We start from the raw sequence: 23,782 nt of genomic DNA on the forward strand, positions 1-23,782 counted from the left end.
CCTCAGGGGTCCACTCATGGACACTCCTTTCTCTCAGACGCTGGATGCCGAGGCGGCGGTGCACGGCGCCGTGCCTCCGGTGGCAGGTGATCCGCTCGCCCAACTCCTGGATGCACTCCAACCCGGCCGCCGCGTGCGGACGCAGGGCTTGAAGGGCGCGGCGCGCGGCCATGTGCTCGCCCGCCTCCACCAGGCGACGAAGGCGCCGCTCGTCTGCCTGGCTGTGGACGAGGAGGCAGCCGACGCCCTGGCCGCCGACCTGGCCTTCTTCCTGGGAGGCAACGGCAGCCTGCTGGAGCCGCGCGTGCTGCGGCTGCCCGCGGACGAATTGCTGCCCTTCGACGAATTGTCCCCCGACACGCGCACCGTCACCGAGCGGCTGGGCGCGCTGTTCCACCTGGGCCAGGGCACGCGCTTCCCGGCGCTGGTGCTGTCGGTGCGCGCGCTGTCGCGCCGCGTGCTGCCGCTGGAGGTGATGACGTCGCTGTCGGAGCGCGTGGTGGTGGGGCAGGACTTCGACCGCGACTCGCTGGCGCTGAAGCTGGCACGCATGGGCTACCAGAACAGCCCGCTGGTGGAGGACGTGGGGACGTTCTCCGTGCGCGGCGGCCTGCTGGACGTCTTCAGCCCGCTCTACGACAAGCCGGTGCGCCTGGAGTTCTTCGGGGACACCATCGAATCCATCCGCGCCTTCGACCCGCAGTCGCAGCGCACGGTGGACTCGCTCAAGGAAGTGTCGCTGGTGCCGGCGCGCGAGGTCATCCTCACGGACGAGACGCGCCCGCGCGCCGAGGCCGCCGCCCGCGCGGTGGCGGACCGCATCAACCTGCCCACCATCCAATTGCGCGAGCGGCTGGACGCGCTGCGCGAGGGGCTGCCCGGCTTCGGCCTGGAGGGGCTGTTGCCCGGCCTCTTCGAGGGTGGGCTGTCCACGGTGTTCGACTTCCTGCGCACGTGGAGCAAGGAGTCCCCCGTCTTCTACGTGGACGACCCGCTGGGCGTGGACCGCGCGGTGGACGAGTTGTGGTCGGAGCTGGAGCGCTCCTTCACCGCGGCCCAGGAGCGGCAGGACCTGGTGTGCCCGCCCGGCGAGCACTTCCTCACGCGCGACGCGGTGGCGGAGCGGCTGGGCGCCTTCCGCGTGGTGGAGGGCGGCGGCCTGTCACTGGCGCAGACGGAGCGGCCTCCGGTCCTCTTCAACTTCGGAGGCACCCAGGATTTGCGCGAGGCCATCCTCGCGCACCACGGCGAGGAGGGCGCGCTCAGCCCGCTGGTGGAGCGGCTGCAGCGCTGGCGCGACATGGGCGTGGCGTGCGCGGTGGCGTGCGGCACGCTGAGCCAGGCGGACCGGCTCAAGCGGCTGCTCTTGGACCGCAACGTCATGGTGAAGCTGCACACGGAAGCCCTGGAGGACGCGTCGAAGCTGTACGAGCCGTCCATCTGGGTGCACCTGTTCACCGGCGAGGTGAGCCACGGCTTCGTGGACGGCGCGGGCGGGCTGGCCGTGCTGGCGGACGAGGAAATCTTCGGCGTCCGCGCGCGACGGCGCCCCAAGCGCAGCAAGAAGCTGGACGCGTTCGCCTCGGGCTTCGGGGACCTGAAGGAAGGGGACCTCATCGTCCACACCGACTTCGGCATCGGCCGCTACGCGGGCCTGACGAAGATGGAGGTGAACGGCGTGCCCGGGGACTTCCTCGTCCTGGAGTACGCGGGGCGGGACAAAATCTACCTGCCGGTGGGCCGCATGCGGCTCATCCAGAAGTTCTCCGGCGGTGACCCGGACAAGGTGCAGCTGGACAAGCTGGGCACCACGAGCTGGGAGAAGACGAAGAAGCGCGTCAAGGAACAGCTCCTCAAGATGGCGGCGGAGCTGTTGCAGATTGCCGCCGCGCGCAAGGCGCACCCGGGCCATGCGTTCAGCGCGCCGGACCGGTACTTCGCCCAGTTCGAGGCGGACTTCGAATTCGAGGAGACGCCGGACCAGGCCAAGGCGATTGAAGACGTGCTGGCGGACATGCAGAAGCCGCAGCCCATGGACCGGCTCGTCTGCGGCGACGTGGGCTATGGCAAGACGGAGGTGGCCATGCGCGCCGCCTTCAAGGCCGCGCTGGACCGCAAGCAGGTGGCGGTGCTGGTGCCCACCACGGTGCTGGCGCAGCAGCACTACCTGTCCTTCAAGAAGCGCTTCAAGGACTACCCCGTCACGGTGGAGGTCATCTCCGGCATGAAGAAGGCGCCGGAGGTGCGGGAAATCCTCAAGCGGGCCAAGGAGGGCAAGGTCGACATCCTCATCGGCACGCACAAGCTGCTCGGCGGCGACGTGGCCTTCAAGGAACTGGGCCTGATGATTGTCGACGAGGAGCAGCGCTTCGGCGTGAAGCAGAAGGAGTCGCTCAAGAAGTGGCGCTCCCAGATTGACGTGCTGACGCTCACGGCGACGCCCATCCCCCGCACGCTGCACATGAGCATGTCGGGCGTGCGCGACATGAGCATCATCGCCACCCCGCCGGAGGACCGCCGCGCCATCCGCACCTTCGTGATGAAGCACGACGACGCGGTCATCAAGGAGGCGATCGAGCGCGAGGTAGGGCGCGGCGGTCAGGTGTTCTTCGTCCACAACCGCGTGGAGTCGCTCCCGTCGATTGAACAGCAACTGAAGACGCTGGTGCCCCAGCTCAGCATCGGCGTGGCGCACGGGCAGATGGGCGAGGGCCAGCTGGAGCAGGTCATGCTGGCCTTCACCGAGCGCAAGCACCACGTGCTCCTGTGCACCTCCATCATCGAGAGCGGCATCGACATCTCGAGCGCCAACACGATGATTGTGAACCGGGCGGACCAGTTCGGCCTCGCGCAGCTCTACCAGCTCCGCGGACGCGTGGGCCGCAGCAAGGAGCGCGCGTACGCGTACCTGCTGGTGCCGTCACGGCGCGCGGTGACGAAGGACGCGCAGCGGCGCCTGGAGGTGCTCCAGAACTTCACCGAGCTGGGCGCGGGCTTCTCCATCGCCAGCCACGATTTGGAGATTCGCGGCGCGGGCAACCTGCTGGGCGACAAGCAGTCGGGCGCCATCGCCGAGATTGGCTTCGACATGTACGCGCAGCTCCTGGAGGAGGCCGTTGCGGAGATGCAGGGCCAGCCGCCGCGCACCCAGGTGGAGCCGGACGTGACGCTGCCCATGCCGGCGCTCATCCCGGACGACTACGTGAGCGACGTGCACCAGCGGCTGCTCTTCTACAAGCGCTTCAGCCAGGCCAGTCACCCGGACGAGGTGACCGACTTGCGCGCCGAATTGGTGGACCGCTACGGCGAGGCGCCAGACGAGGTGGACTCGCTGTCCGAGCTGACGCTGCTGAAAATCGACATGCGGGATTTGCGGCTGCGCGCGCTCGAGGTGGGCACCGGGCGGCTGGTGGTGACGCTGGGCGCGGACGCGCTGCTGGACGGCGCGAAGGTGGCCGGGCTGGTGCAGCGCTCGAAGGGCGTCTACCGGCTCACCCCGGACATGAAGCTCATCGTCCGCATGCCCCAGGGCGCCAGCGGGCATGACCTCATCGCCGAGGCCAAGAAGGTGCTGAGGGACTTGAGCCACTGCGCCCTGCCGCAGGCGTAGCGCGGCCGTGAAACGCGCGGAGGCTCGGGACCTCACGGCTCCGGGCCTCTGTCATGTCGAATGCGCACTCACCTCAGGCGGCGCGCGGCTCCACCGTGATGGGACGCACCAGGAACTCACGGGCCGCTTCGAGCGCGCGGCTGTCGGTGAGCACCTGCCCCGGCGCGGAGCCATGGCCGATGAGGGCCCCACGCCAGCGCAGGCCCAGGTAGTCCGCGGACAGGCTCAGGCTCTGGATGGGCGGCTGCGCGACGGCGTCGTCCTCCTCGGAGGAGTGCGCGGTGACGAAGGACAGCACCTTGCCGCGCATCCGCTCGCGGAAGCGCAGCTCCGGCACGCGCAGCCACCAGGACCAATGCTCCAGGTAGTGCTGCGCCGTGGAGGACAGGTTGTACCAGTACACCGGCGACACGATGACCAGCTCGTCCGCCGCCAGCGTGCGCTCCGCCAGCGCGAGCAGCTCCGGCCCCGGCTTCGGATAGCCGCCCGGCGCGTGGCGCAGGTCGCGGAAGGGCTGGCGCAGGTGCTCCTCCAGGCGCAGCCAGTCCACCACCGTGCCGGACGGAAGCGACCGCGCAGCCTGGCGCGCGAGCTGCTCGGCGTTGCCGCCCTCGCGGGAGCTGGAGAGAAGGAAGAGGACGTTGCGGGAGGTCGTGCTCATGGCGGGCCCGAGGCGAAAACCGGCCGCTCTCTTAACAGCGCCCACTCGCGGGCGCAGACCCCCGTTGACACGGGCGAGCCCTCCGTCGTTTACCCGGGCCATGACCCTGAATACACGACAGACCAGAACACCCAGAAGACTTGGAGTCCTTGGCACCCTCGCCGTCACCCTCGCCTGCCTCGCTGTGTCCGCCTCCTCCGCGCACGCACAGGCGTGGACGCTGAGCACCGCGCAGCGGCAGGCGTTCCTCCAGTACTACGCGCCCATCGTCTTCAAGCGCGGCAACGGAAACGACAGCCGCCATGGCTACGACTGGATTACGAACTTCGACTTCGACCAGGACGGGGACTTCTCCAACAACAAGCTGCACTGGAAGAGCATCAACCAGTACGTGGATGCGGCGCGCGCCGGGACTGGCGCGTACAGCCACTGGCGCATCCGCCCCACCCTCTACACGTCGCTCATCGAGTTCATGGACGGAGGAGCGAAGAACCTCGTCCTCACCTTCCACATCTACCACGCGCTCGACAAGAACGCGGCCGGTGACTGGCAGCTCCACGACTGGGAGCGGGTGGAGATTCTGGTGAAGAACGTCGTCGGCTCACCAGGCAACGGGGAGTCCGTCGCGTACGCCGTCGTCACCCAGCACAAGCGCAACGTCATCCGCGACCAGGGCAGCGCGGAGCTCAACTTCATGCAGACGACCACGGGCAAGCACCTGCTCATCTGGCAGGCCGAGTGGTCCGACAAGCTGCTGGCCCCCCACGGTCAGGAGCTGCGCTTCGTGGGCGACACGTATGCGTGGATTGCCACGCAGATGGCCTCGTCCACCGCGAAGGCGGAGGTCGACGTCAACAACGACGACGGCCGGAAGAAGGTGCACTACGCCTTCGTGCCGCAGGGCTCGCCCGCGGCGGTCTCCGCCTTTGGAGCGCGCGGCATCACCTACGCCACGGCGGACTCGCTCGCGAGCCGTACCGACAATGGCACCTCCGTCACGTGGCCCAACTTGAAGCGCGTCACCTACGAGCTGCAGGACCTCGCGGACATCCTTCCCACGCATTGGCAGTACGGCGGCTATGCGACGCACTGGCTGACCACCGACCCGGTGGTGGACGTCTGGATGGAGAGTCCCATCGCGAGCGAGTCCGGCGTGACGCAGGTCAGCAGCGGAATGAATCGCTTCTTCGCGAAGACGCGCGACATCGAGAACGAGGACGACCGCGAGGGCTACCCCGCGAAGAGCTGGTTCTTCGGCACCTACGAGCTGAATGCCAATGCCTCGGACACGGGCGGCGGCGGCTCGGGCGCCTTCAAGGACAACTCGTACGCCAGCACGGCGGTGGACTCGCGCGGCCAGACGCGCGCGAGCGCCAGCGGCTACAGCACGTCCCCCAACTCCTTCTGGTGGCAGCACGACTACTTCGTCCACGCCGGCACCGTCGACTCCACGGACGGCGTGGAGGCCGGCTTCTGGCTGCCGGGGCCGTGGTACCTGCCGGCGTCCGGCGGCTTCGACGGCCGCTGGGTGCAGCTCTTCGACGACCGTCCCGGCCAGGAGCCCTGAGCGCGCGGGCTCAGCGCGCGCCGCAGAAGTGAGCCACGGCGCGCGACAGCGCGGCCTCGCAGCGCACCAGGTCTTCCATGGGGACGTACTCCCCCGTCTGGTGCGCCACGCGGATGTCGCCGGGGCCGAACACCACGGCCTCGGCGCCCAGCTCCGTCATCTGCGGGGCCTCCGTGCCGAAGGACACCGTGGTGGACGCATTGCCGCTGGCCTCCGCCAGGAAGCGCACCACCTCCGCGTCCGCCCGCGTATTCACGCCCCGGTCCGTGCGCACCACGCGGATGTGGGCCTCGAAGGCGGGCTCGTCTCGCACCAACTCCTGGCGGATGGACTCCAGGAGCAGCGGCACCCGCTCCGTCGGCTGACCGGGGATGGGGCGCCACTCGACGATGAAGCGGCACGCGCCGGGGATGATGTTCTTCGCCTTGCCGCCCTGGATGACGCCGACATTCACCGTGGTGAAGGGCGGCTGGAAGCCCTCGTCGCGGTCGTCGCGCAGCACCGTGGTGGCCAGCTGCTCCAGCCGCTGGAGGAAGCGCCCGGCGCGGAAGATGGCCGACGCGCCCGACTCCGGATACGCGCTGTGGCCCTCCTTGCCCAGCACCTCCACCTCCGCCAGGCAGTAGCCCTTGTTGGCACGCACCGGAGTGAGGCGCGTGGGCTCGCCGACAATCGCGTGGCGCGCGCGGCCCAGGCCCGCCTCCACCAGCTTCTTCGCGCCCACGAGGCCCACCTCCTCGTCGGCGGTGAGCACCACCATCAGTGGGGCCCGCACGCGCTCGGCCTTGAGGGCGGCGTGCAGCGCGCAGGCGATGAAGCCCTTGGTGTCACACGCGCCGCGCGCGTAGAGCTTCCCCTCCTTCTCCGTCAGCCGCAGCGCGTCCTTCCACGCCGGGTCGAACGGAACGCAGTCGGTGTGCCCCACCAGCGCCAGCTCGGCGCGGCCGGAGCCGGAGCCGCCCTTCACCGCGACGAGGTTCACCTTCTCCACGCCCGCGTCGTCGGTGTAGCGCTGGCGCTCGGCGGTGAAGCCCGCGGCCTCCAGCTTCGCCTGCGCGTAGTCCACCAGCGGTGCATTGGGGCGGGCGGACGTGGTGTCCATGGCCACCAGCTCCGTCAGGGTGGCTCGCAGCGCGGGCAGCGTGTCGCTCATGGGGGACGACCTCCAGGAGCCGCGTCATGCCACCGCCCGGCACCGCGCGCCAGCCCCTGGAGGCCCCCTGCCCTTCAGCGGACGGATGCCACCGGGTACACGGGCACCGGGTGCACGGAGTCCTCGCCCTCGCCCGGACGGCCCAGGCCCTTGAACACCGCGGGCGCCGACGCGCTCACCGGCCCCACGTAGAAGACGCCGTGGTAGCCCGCATCGTTCGCCCCGTCCCACACGTGGACGAAGAAGCGGTCGCCATTGTCCCGGCCCTTCGCCTCGCGCACGCCGCAGTCCAGCCGGTCCTTCGCGCCCTTGCTGTCCACCGCGCAGATCCACGCCGAGCCGCTGTCGTACGCCATGTCCAGCGCCACCACGCCCTTCACGTGCTTGGACAGCAGCAGGCCCATGGGCTGGTACTTCCCGTCCCACGGCAGCCCGGGCTTCGTGCGCGGATGGATGTTGCCGCTGACCACCAGGAAGAAGCGGTCCGGCGCGTGCTTCACGCGCGCCATCACCGTGGCCGCCATGGCCTCCTCGCGCATCTGTCCCTGGAGCTTCGGGTGGTCGAAGACGAAGACCTCCACGTCCAGGCCGCGGGCGCGGAGCTGGCGGAGCTGCTCCAGCATGTTCGCCATCGCCTCGCTGCTCCGCCCGTCGGGGTACGGGCTGCGCCAGAAGGGCGCGTCCATCAGCTTCAGCCAGTCCGAGTCCGTGCCCTCGCTGGTGAGGAAGCCCGCCACGCGCTCCTGGCTCTCCACCGGCAGCTCCAGCCCCACCGTCACCGGCGTGCCCGCCACCACCGACTGGCAGGACGCCTGCGCCAGGAAGCGCGGCACCTCCTGCGTGCCGTGCAGCTCTCCCAGCAAAAGCACCCCGCCCTTCTTCACCTGCTTGCCCAGCCCGATGATGGGCAGCCCGCACTCCATGGCCGCGGCCCCCGGCGCCTGCTTCGCCTCCGGCGCCTTCGCCACCTGCACCGGCCTGGGTGCGTTCTCCGCCTTCGCCAGCTTCGGCGCCACGACGCGGAACACCTTCCACTCCATGGTCAGGTCTCGCGCGCCCTGGCCGGACTCCGCGAAGAAGGAGTTCTCTCCTTTCGGCGCATCCAGCATCTCCTCCCAGTCCTCGGGACTCGTGGTCGGCGGGGAGAACTCGCCGCCGGTCGAAGCCCCCCCGTTCTCGCTTCCTCCGCCGCCATGCCCTACGCGGCTGACACCCCAGTCCAGCTCCTTGCCCGCCTGGGACAGCGCCTTGTTCGCGCTCTTGGTGATGCGGATGACCCACAGCTTGCTCTTCGTGGGCGACTCGCGCTTGCCCAGCACCAGGTAGCGGTGCCAGTAGCCCGACACCTTCGAGCCACCGAACTCCTCGCGCCACTCCGTCTGGAGCACACGGCTGCCCTTGTCCTCGCGGAAGGGGAGGTTGTTGTCGGTGAAGAACTGGCGGACCTCCGGCCAGACCTCTTCCAGCGGCCGGTCGTAGATGGCCTCCCGGTCCGGCAGGTCCAGGTCTCCCTGGCGGGCCGCACAGCCCGCCAGGGCAATCATCAGCATTACCGCCGCATATACCCTCGAGCGCATTCGCCCCTCCGCTTCTGACAGCCCCGCGCAACAAACGCAGCGCTCCACGCGGGCATATCGGGTGCGGCAGCGGCCTTACGGGTACAGCAAACGGGACAGCGCGTGGAAGGCGCGGCCGCACTCCTCCGCGAGCGGGTGACGGCCATCGCTCACCACCACGCGTCCGGCCACCGCCACCTCGCGCACCGCCGCCTTGTCAGCGCCGAAGACGATGGCGGCGAGCAACGACTCCACGCTCGCGCCGGTGAGGGACGGGTGGTGCAGGTCCACCGTGAAGAAGTCGGCGGGCTTCCCCGGCTCCAGGGTGCCCGTGGACAGGCCCAGGCTGTGCGCGCCCTGGGCGGTGGCCATGTCCAGCAGCCGCGCCGCCAGGCCATCCATCGCGCCCCGGCCCGGGTCCAGCACCGCGCGCCGCAGCCGCGCCAGCCGCAGGTGGCCTTCCAGTTGTCGTGCCTCGTCCAGCAGGTCCACCGTGGCCTGGCTGTCCGAGCCAAGGCTGATGCGCGCCCCCGCCCGCACCAGCGCGTCCGCGGGGACGATGCCGTCGCCCAGGTTGCGCTCGGTGGAGGGACACGCGCACACCGTCGCCTTGGCCCCGCCCAGCAGCGCCACCTCCGCGTCCGTCAGGTGCACGCCGTGCACGGCGGTGAAGCGCGGCCCGAGCAGCCCCAGGTCCGCCAGCAACTCCACCGGACGCCGGCCATGCTCGGAGAGACACGCCTCGATTTCCTTCGGCTGCTCCGCCACGTGCATGTGCACGGGCCAACTCCGGGAGGCCGCGCTGGCCACCGAGGCCAGCCACTCGCGAGTCACCGCGCGCACGCTGTGCGGAGCGAGGCCCACGCTGACCGCCGCGTCGTCCCGCGTCTCGCGCTCGAGCGACTCCGCCGAGGAGAGGAAGCCGTCCACGTCCCTGTCGATGAAGCGCCGCTGGCGGGGGTTGGCCGGGACGTTGAAGCCGGCGCGCGCATAGCCCACGCGCAGCAGGCAGATGCGCAGGCCCACGTCCCTGGCGGCGCGGATGACGGCGTGCGCCAGCGTGTTGCGGTCCGCGTACGGGGTGCCGTCCGCCTGGTGGTGGAGGTAGTGGAACTCGCCCACGGTGGTGATGCCGGCCAGGGCCATCTCCACGAAGGCCTGCCGGGAGGCGGTGTACACATCCTCCGGTCCCAGCGACTCGGCGGCGCGGTACATGGCCTCGCGCCAGCTCCAGAAGTCGTCCGCCTCGCGGCCGGAGGCCACGTACTCCGTGCGGCCGCGGATGAGGCGCTGGAAGGCGTGCGAGTGGCCGTTGACGAGCCCCGGCAGCAGCGCGCGTCCTGGCAGCCGGACGGTGCGCGCCCCGGCGGGCACGGGGCCCTCATGAAGGACGAGGCCGTCCGCACTCACGCCCAGGGCGCGGCCTTCGTGGAACCGGCCTCCGGTGTAGAGGAGGTCTGGCTGGTAGACGATGGTTTCGCTCACCCGGTCAGCGTATGCCAGCCGACCGGGGGCCGCAGCAGCGGCGAGGCCCCCCGCCGCGTGCCACCGTCAAGGCCTGGACGCGAACGCGGAGCCCTCGTCCTTCAGCGGATGCGCCGAGTTGTCATTGCTCCCCGGGCGCCCCAGCCCCTTCTGCACCGCGGGTATCGACGCGTTCACCGGGCCCACGTAGAAGACGCCGTCGTAGCCCGCGTCGCTCGTGCCATCCCACTGGTGCATGAAGAAGCGGTCGCCGTTGTCCTTGCCCTTCGCCTTGCGGATGCCGCAGTCCAGCTTGTCCTTCACACCCTTGCTGTCCACCGCGCAGATCCACGCCGAGCCACTGTCGTACGCCATGTCCAGCGCCGCGACTTCGTCCAGCTCATCCTTCAGCAGCAGGCCCATGGGGCGGTACTTCTTGTCCCAGGGCAGCCCCGCCTTCGTGCGCGCGTGGATGTTGCCGGACAGCACCACGTAGAAGCGGTCCTTCCCCGACTCCACCTGCTGCTTCACCGTGGCGGCCATCGCCTTCTCGCGCTCCTGGCCCTGCGCCTTCGGGTGGTCGAAGACGAACGCCTCCACGTCCAGCCCGCGCGAGCGCAACTGACGGAGCTGCTCCAGCATGTTGGCCACCGCCTCGCTGCTGCGGCCATCCGGGTACGGGCTGCGCCAGAAGGGAGCTTCCATCAGCTTCAGCCAGTCGTCCTCGGTGCCGGCGCTCTCCAGGAACGCATCCACGCGCGTCTGGTTCTCCAGCGGCAGCTCCAGCCCCACCGTCACCGGCGTGCCCGCCACCGTCGTCTGGCACACCGTCTGCGCCAGGAAGCGCGGTACCTCCTGCGTGCCGTGCATCTCTCCGAGCAGCAGCACCCCGCCCTTCTTCACCTGCTTCGCCAGGCCGATGATGGGCAGCCCGCATTCGATGTCCATGGCATTGGGCGCTTCCTTCGCATTCGGCGCCTTGGCCACGCGCACCGGCTTCGCGACGTTCTCCGCCTTCGACAGCTTGGGGGCGATGCCGCGGAACACCTTCCACTCCATCACCAGGTCTCGCGTGCCCTGGCCCGACTCCGCGAAGTAGGAGTTATCCCCCTGCGGCGCATCGAAGTAGGCCTCCATGTCCTCAACGCTCAGGAAGCCGCCGTCTCCATCGGGTCCCCCAAGGGCCCGGCTGACGCCCCAGTCGATTTCCTTCCCGGGACGGGACAGCGCCTTGTTCGCGCTCTTCGTGATGCGGATGATCCACAGCTTGCTCTGCGTGGGCGACTCGCGCTTGCCCAGCACCAGGTAGCGGTGCCAGTAGCCCGCGATTTTCGAGCCGCCGAACTCCTGCCGCCACTCCGTCTGGAGCACCATGCTGCCCTTGTCCTCACGGAAGGGCAGCTTGTTCTCCGTAAAGAAGGTGCGCACCTCCGGCCACATCTCTTCCAGGGGCCGGTCATAGATGGCCTCCCGGTCCGGGATGTCCAGCTCACTGCGGTGTGCCGCGCAGCCCACCATCATCCATGTCAGTGCAACAGCCGCGTATGCCGAGAGGCGCATCCATCGTCTCCTTCCAATACCTGACCTGGGAGGTAACGAGAGCCTACCAACGGCATATCGGCCACGCGAGCACACCCGCCCGCGTGGCCCTGGAAGACATGCTCAGTGGACAGAAGCGTACGACGCGCCCTCGTCCTTCAGCGGATGCGCCGAGTTGTCATTGCTCCCCGGGCGCCCCAGCCCCTTCTGCACCGCGGGTATCGACGCGTTCACCGGCCCCACGTAGAAGACGCCGTCATAGCCCGCGTCGCTCGTGCCATCCCACCGGTGCATGAAGAAGCGGTCGCCGTTGTCCTTGCCCTTCGCGTTGCGGATGCCGCAGTCCAGCTTGTCCTTCACACCCTTGCTGTCCACAGCGCAGATCCACGCCGAGCCGCTGTCGTACGCCATGTCCAGCGCCGCGACTTCATCCAGCTCGTCCTTCAGCAGCAGGCCCATGGGACGGTACGTCTTGTCCCACGGCAGTCCCGCCTTCGTGCGTGCGTGGATGTTGCCGGACAGCACCACGTAGAAGCGGTCCTTCCCCGACTCCACCTGATGCTTCACCGTGGCGGCCATCGCCTTCTCACGCTCCTGCCCCTGCCCCTTCGGGTGGTCGAAGACGAAGGCCTCCACGTCCAGCCCACTCGAGCGCAACTGGCGGAGCTGCTCCAGCATGTTGGCCACCGCCTCGCTGCTGCGGCCGTCCGGGTACGGGCTGCGCCAGAACGGAGCCTCCATCAGCTTCAGCCAGTCGTCCTCGGTGCCGGCGCTCTCCAGGAAGGCGTCCACGCGCGTCTGGTTCTCCAGCGGCAGCTCCAGCCCCACCGTCACCGGCGTGCCCGCCACCGTCGCCTGACACACCGTCTGCGCCAGGAAGCGCGGCACCTCCTGCGTGCCGTGCATCTCCCCCAGCAGCAGGACTGCGCCCTTCTTCACCTGCTTCGCCAGGCCGATGATGGGCAGCCCGCATTCGATGTCCATGGCATTGGGCGCTTGCTTCGCATTCGGCGCCCTGGCCACGCGCACCGGCTTCGCGACACTCTCCGCCTTCGCCAGCTTGGGGGAGATGCCGCGGAACACCTTCCACTCCATCACCAGGTCCCGGGTGCCCTGGCCCGACTCCGCGAAGTAGGAGTTATCCCCCACCGGCGCGTCGAAGTAGGCCTCCAGGTCCTCGGGACTCAGGTAGCCGCCACCTTCACTGGGTCCCCCGAGGGCCCGGCTGACGCCCCAGTCGATTTCCTTCCCGGGCCTGGACAGCGCCTTGTTCGCGCTCTTCGTGATGCGGATGACCCACAGCTTGCTCTGGGTGGGCGACTCGCGCTTGCCCAGCACCATGTAGCGGTGCCAGTAGCCGGCAATCTTCGAGCCGCCGAACTCCTGCCGCCACTCCGTCTGGAGCACCATGCTGCCCTTGTCCTCACGGTAGGGCAGCTTGTTCTCCGTGAAGAAGGTACGCACCTCTGGCCACATCTCTTCCAGGGGCCGGTCATAGATGGCTTCCCGGTCCGGGATGTCCAGCTCACTCCGGTGTGCCGCGCAACCCACCATCATCAACGCCAGTGCCACCACCGCGTGTGCCGCAGAGCGCATTCCATCCCTCACGAGAGCAGGCTTTCGTGAGGGAACGCGGGCATGGCCCTGGCATATCGGGACCCACAGGTCGGAGCCCGAAGCCCGAAGGCGGCCTCAGGCCTGGGCTTCGGAGCCGTGGGTGACGGCCGCGCGGTCCTTCTCCCAGGGGCGGCTGCGGACGGCCTCGCGAATCCAGATGACATGGCGCCGCTCGTCCTCGCGGTGCTTCTCGATGAGGGCACGGACCTCCGGGGTCCACTCGAAGCGCAGGGCGACTTCGTAGGCGCGGTTGGTGAACTCCTCGTTGCCCATCATCGCGACCAGCGCGGCCTCGGTGCCCATCATGCTGGTCATCGCCGTCAGGCTCTTCATCGCGGCGCCCTTGAGGTCCGGGCGCAGGTCCACGGGCTCTCCGCCGAGCTGGGTGATGAGGACGTTGAGGTCCTGCACGTGCCGCATGTGGTCGATGCGGTACGCGTTGAGCCGCTCGCGCACCAGGGGCTCCGGGATGCGGGACAGCGCGGCGTCGTACGCCCCCACCGCGTCCGCGTCGAGCTGGGCCAGGCTGCGAAGCTTCGCGACTGCGGAATTCTCGGCCATGTCGACCTCCTCGAACGGGGGACCTCGGGCAATGTGAGATGGCCCTTCCCGACGGCCAACCCGTCCCCGGGGACTGGCCTCTACCCGGCCCGAGGGCAGGCGGGCAGGCACGCGAGGGTGCACGGATGGGGCATGCGCACTTTTGTCCCGCAACCCCTTCCGCCGGAGGAAGCCATGAAGAACGAAGACCTCGCCACCACCCGCGTCGAGGAGGCGACCAGGCACATTCCTTCCATTGGCCTGCTGGGCTTCGCGGTGGGCTCCGTTGTCGCCAGTGCGACGCTGATGGCGCTGGGCCGCAAGCAGGCGGCGCTCTTCGTCGGCCAGTGGGCGCCGACCGTGCTCGCCTTCGCCGTCTACAACAAGATCGTGAAGACCTTCTCCGCTCCCTACGACGAGGACCAGCGCCTGAAGCACGGCGACAACGCGTCGTTCATCAAGTCGGCGGAAGAGGTGCGCCGGCAGGAGTCGCTCCGCCCCCTGAGCTGAGCGCCGTCAGGCATGGACGGGCCGGGCAGGCTCCCGGCCCTCCGCGCCGCGCTGTGGCGCCCCACGCCTGCGCTCCGCGCGGCGGTGCCTGAAGACGATGAAGACGCCCACGATGGCGCTCAGCAGCAGCAGGGCGTTCGTCACCACGAACACCCAGTTGTGCACCATGACGCTGTAGAGGGTGAAGCCCGCGGAGGCGGTAATCTGCCCCACGAAGAGCCACTTGGAGACACCTTCGCTGGAGCCGGACTTCCACTGTTTGTGGACCTGCGTGCCGATGGTCAGCACCAGGACGAACGAGCTGAACCAACCAATGGCTTCGGGCCCCATGCACCCTCCGGGCACAGAGGATGCTCACGCCCGCACAGGAGGGCATCCTCCGGGGCCCGCTTCCCCTCCGGGCATGCCGCGAAGCTCCGCGTGCAAAACGCGCCGGAGCCCCTACCCTGAGGAGTGAGGGGTGAGCAGTAGACGCGGACACGCGCTCCGAGCCCGGTCTCAGCGGGGCCCGGTCGGCTGGCGGCTCTCCGGACAGTGGGTGGGGGCCCGGGGCGCGTGCCACTCCTCCATTCCTTCCATCGCGTGATTTGCCGCTCGCAGGCTGGATGCCAAACGTTGAGGCGTGAGCCGCCCCAACGCACGCCTCAAGACCTACCGGAGCAAGCGCGACTTCGCCCTCACGCCCGAGCCGGCCCCCGACCTCGAGGCCCGGCCCCATACGCAGACGGCGGTCCGGACGCCGGAGGCGCTGCTGGAGCGCGTCTGGCCTCCCATGCTCGCGAGGCTCTCCGTGCCGGAGGCGGTCAGCGACACCACGCACGTGTACGAGGTGAAGTACGACGGCTTCCGCGCGGTGGCCTCGCTGGTGGGCGGGAAGCTGGCCTTCCACAGCCGGCGGGGCAATGACCTGTCGGCGCGCTTCCCCGCGCTCGCGGAGGCACTGCGCGGACTGGACGTGCGCGACGCGGTGATGGACGGGGAAATCGTCGCGCTGGACGCGAAGGGGCGCTCGCGCTTCCAGCTCCTGCAGAACCAGGCTGGGGTGGAGCAACGCTACGTCATCTTCGACCTGCTCTGGCTGGACGGAGAGGACCTGCGCGGGCTGCCGCTGGAAGAGCGGCGCGCACGGCTGGAGCAACTGTTGAAGGGCGTGAAGCCGCCGCTCCAGCTCTCGGAGCGGGTGGAGGTGTCACTGACGCGAGCGCTGGCCACGGCGCAGCGGCGTGGGTGGGAGGGACTCATCGCGAAGCGGAAGGGTTCCGCGTATGTGGGCACCCGCTCCGACGACTGGCTGAAGCTGAAGGTGCTGGCGGGCCAGGAGGTGGTCATCCTGGGCTACCTGCCCATCCAGAACGAGCGGGCGAAGACGGAGATTGGCGCGCTGCTGCTGGGCGTCCACGACGAGGCGGGCTTCCACGACGTGGGCAAGGTGGGCACGGGCTTCTCGACGAAGGACCGGCGCTCGCTGCGCAAGCTCCTCGACAAGGACCGCGTGAGCCAGCCGATGGCGGCGGACGCGGAGCCTCGCAAGGGCGCGGTGTGGGTGCGGCCGAAGCACGTGGCGCAGGTGCAGTTCACCGAGTGGACGGAGGATGGGCGGCTGCGCCACCCCGTGTACCAGGGCCTGCGCACCGACAAGCAGCCGGTGGAGGTGGTGCGCGAGCTACCCGCGCCCGTCGCGCGCAAGGCACGGCGGGCCGAAGCAGGTGCATTGCCGGAGGCCGCGAGGAACAACGTTCGCCCGGTGCGTGAGGGCACGGCGGGCCGCGAGGGAACGTCAGTGGCCTCGCTGAAGGCAGCGCGTGCGGGGGCGCGGACGACGCGAGCCGGTACGGCAGGCAGGCAGGAGCGCGCCACCACCGGAACCCGACGCGCGCCGACGGCACTGGCCGCTCGCACGGCGGCGGTGCATGCGAAGGACGTGGAGACGGAGACGAGCGTGGGGCGCGCGAAGCTGACGCACGGCGACCGCGTCATCTTTCCGGACAGCGGCCTCATGAAGGCGGACGTCTTCGCGTACTACCGCGAGGTGGCGCCACTGCTGGTGCCCGTGCTGGAGACCGCCCCATCTCCATGCAGCAGTGGCCGGCGGGAATCAAAGCGCCGGGCTTCTTCCGGCACGAGATGTCCGGCATGCCCGCGTGGCTGCCCACGCTGCGCGTGCGCCACGAGGAGAAGACGCTCCGCCACGTCAACGTGAAGGACGAAGAGGCGCTGCTGTGGCTGGCGAACCAGTCCGCGCTGACGCTGCACATGTGGCTGAGCCGGGCGCCGAAGCTGGCGCAGCCGGACATGCTGGTGCTCGACCTGGACCCGGGCACGGGCGGCTGGTCGGACGTGGTGACGGTGGCCATGTCGCTGCGCGAGAAGCTGGAGGCGTACGGGCTGCGCGGCCACCCGAAGACGTCCGGCAAGCGCGGCCTGCACGTGGTGGTGCCGCTGGCGCCGGGGCACACGTACGCGCGGACCCAGGCCTTCGCGGACCGGCTCTTCTCCGAGCTGGAGGCCGACCTGGGCGACATCGCCACCACGGAGCGCTCCATCGGCAAGCGCGGCGGGCGGCTCTACCTGGACGCGGGACAGAATGCGCGCGGCAAGACGGTGGTGGCGCCCTACTCGCTCCGCGCGAAGGACCGCGCACCCTTCTCCGCCCCGGTGAAGTGGAGCGAGGTGACGAAGAAGCTGGACCCCTCGCGCTTCAACCTGAAGACGCTGCGCAAGCGCCTGGACGCCGTGGGCGACCTCTTCACCGAGGCCATGAAGGACAAGCAGACGCTCCCGAAATGACACGGGCGCATCCGGCCGTGCTACTCCGTCGCGCCCATGTCCTCCGCCTCCACAACAGGTCCGGTGAAGCCGGGTGGCCCGCTGAAGGTCGCCCTCGCCTACTGCACCTGCTTCCTGCTGTGGGGCTCCACGTGGTCGGTGGTGAAGGTGGGCCTCCAGGATTTGCCGCCGCTGCGCTTCGTGGGCATCCGCATGCTGGTGGCGGGATTGGCGCTCCTGCCCTTCGCCCGCTCCCGCGGCGCACCGCTCGGGCCGGGCATGGGGTGGCGCATCGCGGGACTGGGGCTGTTGCAGATTGGCATTCCCTTCGGCCTGCTCTTCGTCGGGCAGCAGTGGATTCCCTCGAGCTGGGCGGCGCTCCTCTTCTCCACCTTCCCCATGTGGCTGCTGCTGGTGGGCCGGGTGATGATGCCGGACCAGCACCTCACGGGCCGCAAGCTGCTGGCCGCGGGGCTGGGCGTGGCGGGCGTCGCGGCGCTCCAGCACTCCGGCCTGGGCGCGCTGGAGGTGACGGGGCAGATGCTGCTCGGGTGCCTCCTGTGCCTGGGCTCGGTGGCCGCCATCTCCGTGGCCAACGTGCTGGCCAAGAAGCACATGGGCCAGGTGCCCGCGCACGTGCTGGTGTTCGGCCAGACGTTCAGCAGCGCGCTCCCGCTGCTCGTGCTGTCGTTCCTGCTGGAGGCGGGACAGCCCTCGCACTGGAACTCGCGCTCGGTGCTCGCCGTGCTGTACCTCGCGCTGTGCGGCACGGTGCTCACCTACCAGTGCCTCTACTGGCTCCTGCCGCGCATCTCCCTCGCGGCGCTTGGAGCCATGGCGTTGCTGGACACGCTGGTGGCGGTGGTGCTGGGCGTGGTGTTCCTCGACGAGCCGCTCACCCTGTCGCTGCTCGTCGGCGGCGCGCTCATCCTCGGCGGGGCCGCGCTCGCCAACCTCATCCCCGCCGAGGAGCCTTCCGCATCGAAGGCCCCTTCGCGCTGAGGATTCAGCCGGCCTGTCGCGCCTGCGCCCCGCGGTGCTGCTCAATCCACGCGCGGGCCTGCTCCAGCGTGTCCACGTACACCACGTCCAGCGGCTCGCCGCCGCTCAGCATGGAGCGCACCATGAGGCTCTTGGTGGTGGCCTTCTGGTCCAGTCCCGCGCCGATGTAGACGATGCCGCGGAACCAGTCCGGCTTCGCGTGGTTCACGAGGTAGCCGCGCGACTCCGGGCTCAGGTGCGAGCCGGTGATGTCCGCCGCGAGGTAGAAGCGCCCCGACGTGGACATCTCCCGGTACACGGCGCAGGACCACTGCGACGTCTCCAGCGTGACGGCGCCACGGAACTTCGCCCAGAGGATGTCCGGAGCCTCCACCCACGCCCGCTGCTCACCAAACGCCCACTCTGATTGCCGTGACATGGGACTCCTACGATTTGAACGGAACAATACTAGGGCCGTTCTCACGCGGAGACCAACGGTGTCACGGCAGCCCCGTTAGAAGGCGAGCGGAAGGGCGAAGGCCGTGCCGTTCTGCGTGCCGGTGCGGTAGCTGCGAGGCGCGCCGATGACGAGCATGGGCGGAACTCCGGTGGAACCCGGAATCAGTCCCACGTCTTGTCCGAGAGCACTGCGCTCCGCTCCATCTCCCACCACCATGAGGAACGGGGAAAGCGCGCCCTGCTGCGTCTTTCCGCCCGCGTAGAGGAACACGGCGCCGCCGCCGTCCGAGGCATCCGACGCGCCCGGCGCGCCCACCAGCAGGTCCGGCACGCCGTCGCCCGTCAAGTCACGGCCGCCCGCCAGCGAGGTGCCGAAGCTCACCGCGCGCGTGCGGTGCACCAGCGTCACCGGCTCCACGCCGTCACTCAGCGCACCAATCACCAGCGGCTGGCCGGCGGACTGCCGGGCGTTCATCTCCGCCAGCAACTCCGCCTTGTCGTAGAGGAGCACCACCGGCTGCGTGACGCCCTCGAAGGGGATGCTGGTGGCGCTGACGGCCACGAAGTCGCGCGCGTCGTCGAGGAACTTCCCCGCGCGGGTGATGGCCACGCCCAGGCCCAGGTTGTTGAGCTGCGATTCAATGTCGCCGGCCAGCCGCAGCACGGTGGCCGTGGTGCGGGCGCCGCAGCGCGTGCCGCCCGTGTCGAAGCCGAAGAGGATGGCCACGCCGGAGCGCGTGCCCTCCGCGTAGCGCCAGGCCAGCTCATCGCAGTTGTCGCCGTTGAGGTCTTCCAGCGTCGCGGGCGAGGACGTCTGGAGGCCCATCGACGGCCACGAGTAGACGGGGTCACACCCCATGGTCAGCTTCGCCAGCGTCGCGTCCTCCGGCGCGCGGCCCAGGAACACCTCCATGCCCCTGTCGCGCAACACGCCGAGGTCCTCCTTGCCGTCGCCGTTGAAGTCGAAGCCGCCCACCAGTCCGCGGCCGATGACGGTGCGCTTGCACTTCGCGTCCGTGTCCGGCGTGCAGCCCGGAATCAGCGAAGGCGCCCACAGCCGGTAGGCCGGCTTGAAGGTGCCGTCCGCCTGGCCCAGCGACACCAGCACGCCGCCCACGGACAGGGTGCCGCTGGTGACACACGCGGCGTTGACGCTGGCGTAGGTGTTGGTCAGCTCCGTGTTGCCGGCCGCCGTGCCCGTGCCCGTGACGAAGAAGCTCGGCGCGCCCACCACCAGGTCCTGCCGCCCGTCGCCGTTGAAGTCGGTGAAGGCCACGTCCGTGCCCACGGCGCGGCCCGCCTTGTGCGGCGAGGGCGCGCCCTCTTCCGCCACGCGGGCCGTGGCCGGCTGCGCCGCGTCGTGCACGTAGGCGCGGCCGATGGACAGCGCATCACCGTCCGTGTTGGAGCCGGCGCCCGACCAGCCCGGCGCGCCCACCACCGTCAGGGCCTGGTTCTGCGGCCCCCGCGCCACGGCCACTCCCTCGCCGTAGCGCTCCACGCTCGGCTTCGTCGGCACCATGACGCCGGTGCGCGGCCACTCGGCGAGCGACGCGCCCGCGGGCCGGTACAGCTCCACGCGGCCGGTGAAGGCGCCCTGGTCCGACGAGGCGCGGCCCGAGAAGGCCACCAGCACCGGGCCGTCCGGCAGCGTCCACGCCGCGAGCCCCGAGCCCAGCGTGTCCGACTTCGCCGTGCCGTTGAGCGTGGTCAGCGGCTTGTTGATGACGCTGCCCTTGGCGAGCGTGGTCAGCGGATACACCAGCACCTTGCCAATCCAGCGCTGCGCGTTGTTGGCCGCCGTCCCGGACGCCTTCGGCGCGCCCAGCAGCAGCTCCGGCCCCGCCGAGCCGTCCACGTCCAGCACCGCCCAGCTGCGGCCCGCGTTGATGCCGCCCGCGTCGCCGTAGATGCGGGCGAAGGCCTCCTCGCGCTTCACCTGCGGGGGCGTGGCCGGCGGCTCGCCCGAGGGCCTGCGGTCGCTCAAGTCGAACAGCAGCGCGCCGCCCGAGTCACCGCCGGACTTCACACCGCCGCTGGTGCTCAGGTCCGGCGAGTCCAGCAGGTCCGCCACCGCCATCAGCAGCGGTGGCCGCGAGCCCTCTCCCGGAATGGCGCTCAGCCGCCACGTGCCCTCGTTGCTGTCCGCCGTATTGGCGGGCAGCAGGTACACGTCCGGCGAGGCCCGGAAGCGCGTGCCCTCCGGCCGCGCGAAGAAGACGGAGATGGCCACCTGCGAGCCCGACACGGAGCCGTCCGTGGCCGAGTAGCGCGACACCTTGCCGAGCGCCGCCAGGTCCACGCGGCCGTCCCCGTTGAGGTCCGCCGCCACCACCGCGCGCCCCAGGTCCGAGTTGCTGCGCGCCACCAGCGCGCCCTCGCGCGTCAGGTCCGCGCCGCCCAGACGAATCGCCGGCAGGTCCGGCACCGGGCTCTTGCTGTCGGAGAGGTACAGGTCCACCGTGCCGCGCCGGTTGATGGCCTGCGTGGGCGCCAGGTCTCCCAGCGGCGCGCCCGCCACCAGGTCCAGGTCTCCATCCCCGTCCATGTCCGCGACGGACATGCCCGCGCCGAACGCGGCGTCCTTGAGCAGGCCGGTGAGCCCGTCACGCAGCGGGGCCGGCGTGCCGCCCTTGAAGGTATAGAAGTACACCGCGCCCGCGTTGCTCACGGCGACGTCCGCGCCCGGCGAGGACACCACGAGCTCCGCGAGCCCGTCCCCGTCCAGGTCGCCAGCGGCGAGCGCATCACCGAAGGCCGCGGTGTCCGAGCTGCCGGTGAGCACCCACGTGGGCGCCGACGGCAGCCCTCCCGTGGCGCCCTTGAAGATGAAGACGGCGCCGCCCGCGGGCCGGGACAGGTCGCTCTCGCGCTGGCCCACCGCGAGGTCCTGCGTCCCGTCCCCGTCGAAGTCCGCCGTCACCATGCTGGCCACGTCCGAGAGGCGGCCATGCGCCACACCCGGGCGCGTCAGCTCGTCCAGCACTCGCACGGACACCTGCGCCGTCTGCTTCGTGAAGGGGTCCGTCGCCGTCAGCACCGTCGTGCCGGTGGCGCCCGCCTCCACGGAGAGCCGCCCGTTCGCGAGCGTGCCCGGGCCGGACGTCTTCGCCCAGCTCACCCGGTCCGTGCCACCGCGCGTGGCCAGCGGCACGGAGGCACCCGCGGGCACCGCGAGGAACGCCGGGTCCCCGACCAGCTTCACTCCCGCGCGGACCTGGTACTGGAGCAGCGCCTCGTCACCCGTCTGCGAGTCGCGCACGGTGAGCAGGTCATTCCCGTCGCGCGTGCCGGCCGTGTAGACGCCCTCGGGCGAGAGGGTGGCACCGGAGTCGCTGCGAGTCAGGGTGTACGTGGGCGCTCCCAGCGCGCCGGCCACGGCAACCTGGAACGAGATGCCCGGCGGCAATTCAGCGCGCGCGGGGGCCGCGTCGAAGGCGGCCACCACCGACACCCGGGCGCGCGCGTCTCCGGGACACTTCGCATCCTCCACCACCAGCGTGTCGGTGGCCGGCGTGCGCCCCGCGACGAAGCGGTTGCCGACGAGCGCTCCGGACGAGCCGCCCGGCTCCAGCAGGTAGCGGTAGTGGCCACTGCCGCCGGAGGCCACCAGCGCCACCGGGCCGGACACGCGCACGCGCGCGGGCTCCGCGGTGAGGGTGAGCGCCGGCAGGCCCGTGCACAGGTCCACCGTGGGCGGCAACGGAATCACGCGCGCGGGCTCCAGCTCTTCCGAGCACGCGGAGGCGAGGAGCGCGAGGAGGGGGGCCGCGCGGGTCAGTCGAATCATGTTCAGGTGCCTCGAAGAGGGGGTGCGGCCGGAGCTTCAGGGCAGCGCGCCGGACGCGGCCCAGCGCTGGATGCGGGTGATGAGCTGCGGGTCCAGGGGCCCGTCGGCGGGCATGCGCTTGTCGCGCACGGCGGCGGTGATGAGGGCCGCGTTCGCCTTCCACAACTGGTAGGTGTTGAGCGGCCGGCCCGGGCTGGTGGTGTGGCACTTCGCGCAGCGCGACTCGTGGATGGGGCGGATGTCCGCCTGCCAGCCGAGCGCCGCCGTGGCGAGGGGCTGATACTCGAAGGGCACGGTGCGCTTCGCCTCCGTGCCGTCCGCGAAGCGCGCGACGACGGCCAGCGCGTGACGCCCGGCCTCCAGGCCCGCCAGCGAGTACGCCTTGGGCGTGCCGTCCGACTCCGAGCCGCCCAGGCTGTACTGCGGACCCGACGTCGGCACGTCATTGCCGTCGACCTGGAAGACGAGGCTCTCCGGAGGCGCGCCCGGAGGGAGCACCGCGTGCGCCACCAGCCCGTCCTCCACCACCTGCATGCCCTGGTACAGCCCGGACACGCGAGGCACCGGCGCGCGGCTCACCGCCACCGACTGGCCGCCCAGCTGCACCCACGCGGTGCCGGCCTCGTCCGCGGCGAGGAAGCGGAACTCACGCGTGTCCAGGTCCGTGGCCACGCCCCAGGTGTTCGCATCCGCGTCGAAGACGAGCAGCGCGTCGCTGGACTTCACCCAGAGGAAGCGGCCCGAGGCGAGCAACTGCACCGGCCGCTCGCCCAGGTCCACGCGGCGCCAGCCCGAGTTCGCCCGGCGCAGCAGGCCCTGGTTGGTGAGCAGCCACAGCTCACCGGAGGTGCCCACCGCCGGGCCCAGGCCCGCGAGCGACTCCACCACCTCGCCCTCGTCGAGCGGCGCACTGGCCTCGCGCACCTGGTACGTGGTGGCGCCAGTGGCCACCGCCACGTTCAGCGTGCCGTCGCGGAGGAACCAGACGCCGGGCGAGCCGTCCGCCGCCGGTGCCGCCGCCAGCGCGGTGATGCCGGTGATGGGGCTGCCGCCCACCTTCAGCGCGGCCAGCGTGCCTTCCTGCAGGCGGTATAGGCCGCTGGTGTGCGCGAGCCAGCCCGCGCCGTCCGCGGACTGCGCGGTGGCGGTGACACCCGCGCCCAGCGCGTCGCGCCACGGCGGGGCGATGAGCCAGCCGGACTCCGCGACGAAGAGGCCGTTCTGCGCCTCCACCACCGCGCTGTGCGGCCCCATCCGGAAGACGCCTTTCACGGTGCCCGCGGCCACCGTGTTGCCCGGGTGCGGCTCCAGTGCGCCAAGCGAGCCGTCCAGCCGCAGCCGCACGAGCGAGCCCGAGGCGGTGGCGAAGACGCCTCCGCCGGCCTGGTCGGCGAAGCCCGGCGTAGAGGCCAGCTCCGCGTTCGCCGGGACTTCCGTCGGACGGAAGGCCGTGGGCTTCGGCCGGTCCAGCGGGAGGGAGTCCTCCCCGCACGCGCTCAGCAGCGCGGCGGAGAGGAGGAGGGAGACGACGGAGGAAGAAGCCCTCGGATGTGGACTCATGCGGATGAC

17 protein-coding genes are annotated in these 23,782 nt (G+C 70.5%); 6 read left to right on the plus strand and 11 right to left on the minus strand.

Translation table 11 applies throughout. The annotated features are described in order from the left end of the window. Positions 1-16: 16 nt before the first annotated feature. Positions 17-3,610, plus strand: a complete 3,594-nt coding sequence (mfd, locus tag OV427_RS13815) for a transcription-repair coupling factor (protein WP_267856560.1) — start codon at positions 17-19, stop codon at positions 3,608-3,610. 73 nt (positions 3,611-3,683) lie between these two features. Here mfd and OV427_RS13820 read toward each other — a convergent pair whose 3' ends face one another. Further along, a complete protein-coding gene (locus OV427_RS13820; RefSeq protein WP_267856561.1) occupies positions 3,684-4,271 on the minus strand; it encodes a flavodoxin family protein in 588 nt (195 codons plus the stop codon). 184 nt (positions 4,272-4,455) lie between these two features. On the opposite strand from OV427_RS13820, the gene OV427_RS13825 reads away from it, so the two are divergent. Next, positions 4,456-5,838 carry a hypothetical protein gene (locus OV427_RS13825; RefSeq protein ID WP_267856562.1) on the plus strand — a complete coding sequence of 461 codons (1,383 nt, stop codon included), beginning with the start codon at positions 4,456-4,458 and terminating at the stop codon, positions 5,836-5,838. A gap of 10 nt (positions 5,839-5,848) precedes the next feature. Here the strand turns inward: OV427_RS13825 and argE are convergent, their stop codons facing one another. The 6 genes from argE to OV427_RS13855 all read right to left on the minus strand — a co-directional run bounded on the left by argE (position 5,849) and on the right by OV427_RS13855 (position 13,728). After that, entirely contained in the window at positions 5,849-6,991 is a 1,143-nt protein-coding gene (gene argE / locus OV427_RS13830) for an acetylornithine deacetylase (protein ID WP_267856563.1), read from the minus strand. A gap of 74 nt (positions 6,992-7,065) precedes the next feature. Then, a complete protein-coding gene (locus OV427_RS13835; protein WP_267856564.1) occupies positions 7,066-8,568 on the minus strand; it encodes a hypothetical protein in 1,503 nt (500 codons plus the stop codon). A gap of 75 nt (positions 8,569-8,643) precedes the next feature. Continuing rightward, a complete protein-coding gene (gene hutF, locus OV427_RS13840) occupies positions 8,644-10,032 on the minus strand; it encodes a formimidoylglutamate deiminase (protein ID WP_267856565.1) in 1,389 nt (462 codons plus the stop codon). A gap of 66 nt (positions 10,033-10,098) precedes the next feature. Beyond that, entirely contained in the window at positions 10,099-11,571 is a 1,473-nt protein-coding gene (locus OV427_RS13845) for a hypothetical protein (protein ID WP_267856566.1), read from the minus strand. A 102-nt stretch (positions 11,572-11,673) separates the two neighbouring features. Then, positions 11,674-13,146 carry a hypothetical protein gene (locus tag OV427_RS13850; RefSeq protein WP_267856567.1) on the minus strand — a complete coding sequence of 491 codons (1,473 nt, stop codon included), beginning with the start codon at positions 13,144-13,146 and terminating at the stop codon, positions 11,674-11,676. A 96-nt stretch (positions 13,147-13,242) separates the two neighbouring features. After that, positions 13,243-13,728 (minus strand): ferritin-like domain-containing protein, encoded by a 486-nt coding sequence (locus OV427_RS13855; RefSeq protein ID WP_267856568.1) that lies wholly within the window; start codon positions 13,726-13,728, stop codon positions 13,243-13,245. A gap of 174 nt (positions 13,729-13,902) precedes the next feature. Between OV427_RS13855 and OV427_RS13860 the strand changes: the two genes are divergently transcribed. Further along, complete coding sequence (locus tag OV427_RS13860; protein ID WP_267856569.1) at positions 13,903-14,217, plus strand: hypothetical protein; 315 nt, start codon at positions 13,903-13,905, stop codon at positions 14,215-14,217. 6 nt (positions 14,218-14,223) lie between these two features. Here the strand turns inward: OV427_RS13860 and OV427_RS13865 are convergent, their stop codons facing one another. Further along, on the minus strand, positions 14,224-14,547 hold the full coding sequence (locus OV427_RS13865) for a hypothetical protein (RefSeq protein WP_267856570.1): 324 nt from the start codon (positions 14,545-14,547) through the stop codon (positions 14,224-14,226). A gap of 292 nt (positions 14,548-14,839) precedes the next feature. On the opposite strand from OV427_RS13865, the gene ligD reads away from it, so the two are divergent. Genes ligD through OV427_RS13880 form a run of 3 tightly spaced genes read left to right on the plus strand, consistent with a single transcriptional unit; the run spans position 14,840 to position 17,985 of the window. Next, positions 14,840-16,417 carry a non-homologous end-joining DNA ligase gene (gene ligD, locus OV427_RS13870; protein ID WP_267856571.1) on the plus strand — a complete coding sequence of 526 codons (1,578 nt, stop codon included), beginning with the start codon at positions 14,840-14,842 and terminating at the stop codon, positions 16,415-16,417. Beyond that, positions 16,312-17,004, plus strand: a complete 693-nt coding sequence (locus tag OV427_RS13875) for a hypothetical protein (RefSeq protein WP_324290060.1) — start codon at positions 16,312-16,314, stop codon at positions 17,002-17,004. The genes ligD and OV427_RS13875 overlap by 106 nt, the downstream gene beginning before the upstream one ends. Before the next feature lie 36 nt (positions 17,005-17,040). Then, positions 17,041-17,985: a DMT family transporter gene (locus OV427_RS13880; RefSeq protein WP_267856573.1), complete on the plus strand. Its 945-nt coding sequence runs from the start codon at positions 17,041-17,043 to the stop codon at positions 17,983-17,985. Between the two features lie 4 nt (positions 17,986-17,989). On the opposite strand, the gene OV427_RS13885 is transcribed toward OV427_RS13880, so the two are convergent. From OV427_RS13885 to OV427_RS13895, 3 genes are all read right to left on the minus strand, one after another. Further along, on the minus strand, positions 17,990-18,403 hold the full coding sequence (locus OV427_RS13885) for a hypothetical protein (RefSeq protein ID WP_267856574.1): 414 nt from the start codon (positions 18,401-18,403) through the stop codon (positions 17,990-17,992). 75 nt (positions 18,404-18,478) lie between these two features. After that, complete coding sequence (locus OV427_RS13890) at positions 18,479-22,213, minus strand: FG-GAP-like repeat-containing protein (RefSeq protein WP_267856575.1); 3,735 nt, start codon at positions 22,211-22,213, stop codon at positions 18,479-18,481. 36 nt (positions 22,214-22,249) lie between these two features. Further along, on the minus strand, positions 22,250-23,773 hold the full coding sequence (locus OV427_RS13895) for a hypothetical protein (RefSeq protein ID WP_267856576.1): 1,524 nt from the start codon (positions 23,771-23,773) through the stop codon (positions 22,250-22,252). Between the last annotated feature and the right edge of the window lie 9 nt (positions 23,774-23,782).

Origin of the sequence: Pyxidicoccus sp. MSG2, assembly GCF_026626705.1 — a bacterium.
In the GTDB taxonomy this organism is placed as follows: domain Bacteria; phylum Myxococcota; class Myxococcia; order Myxococcales; family Myxococcaceae; genus Myxococcus.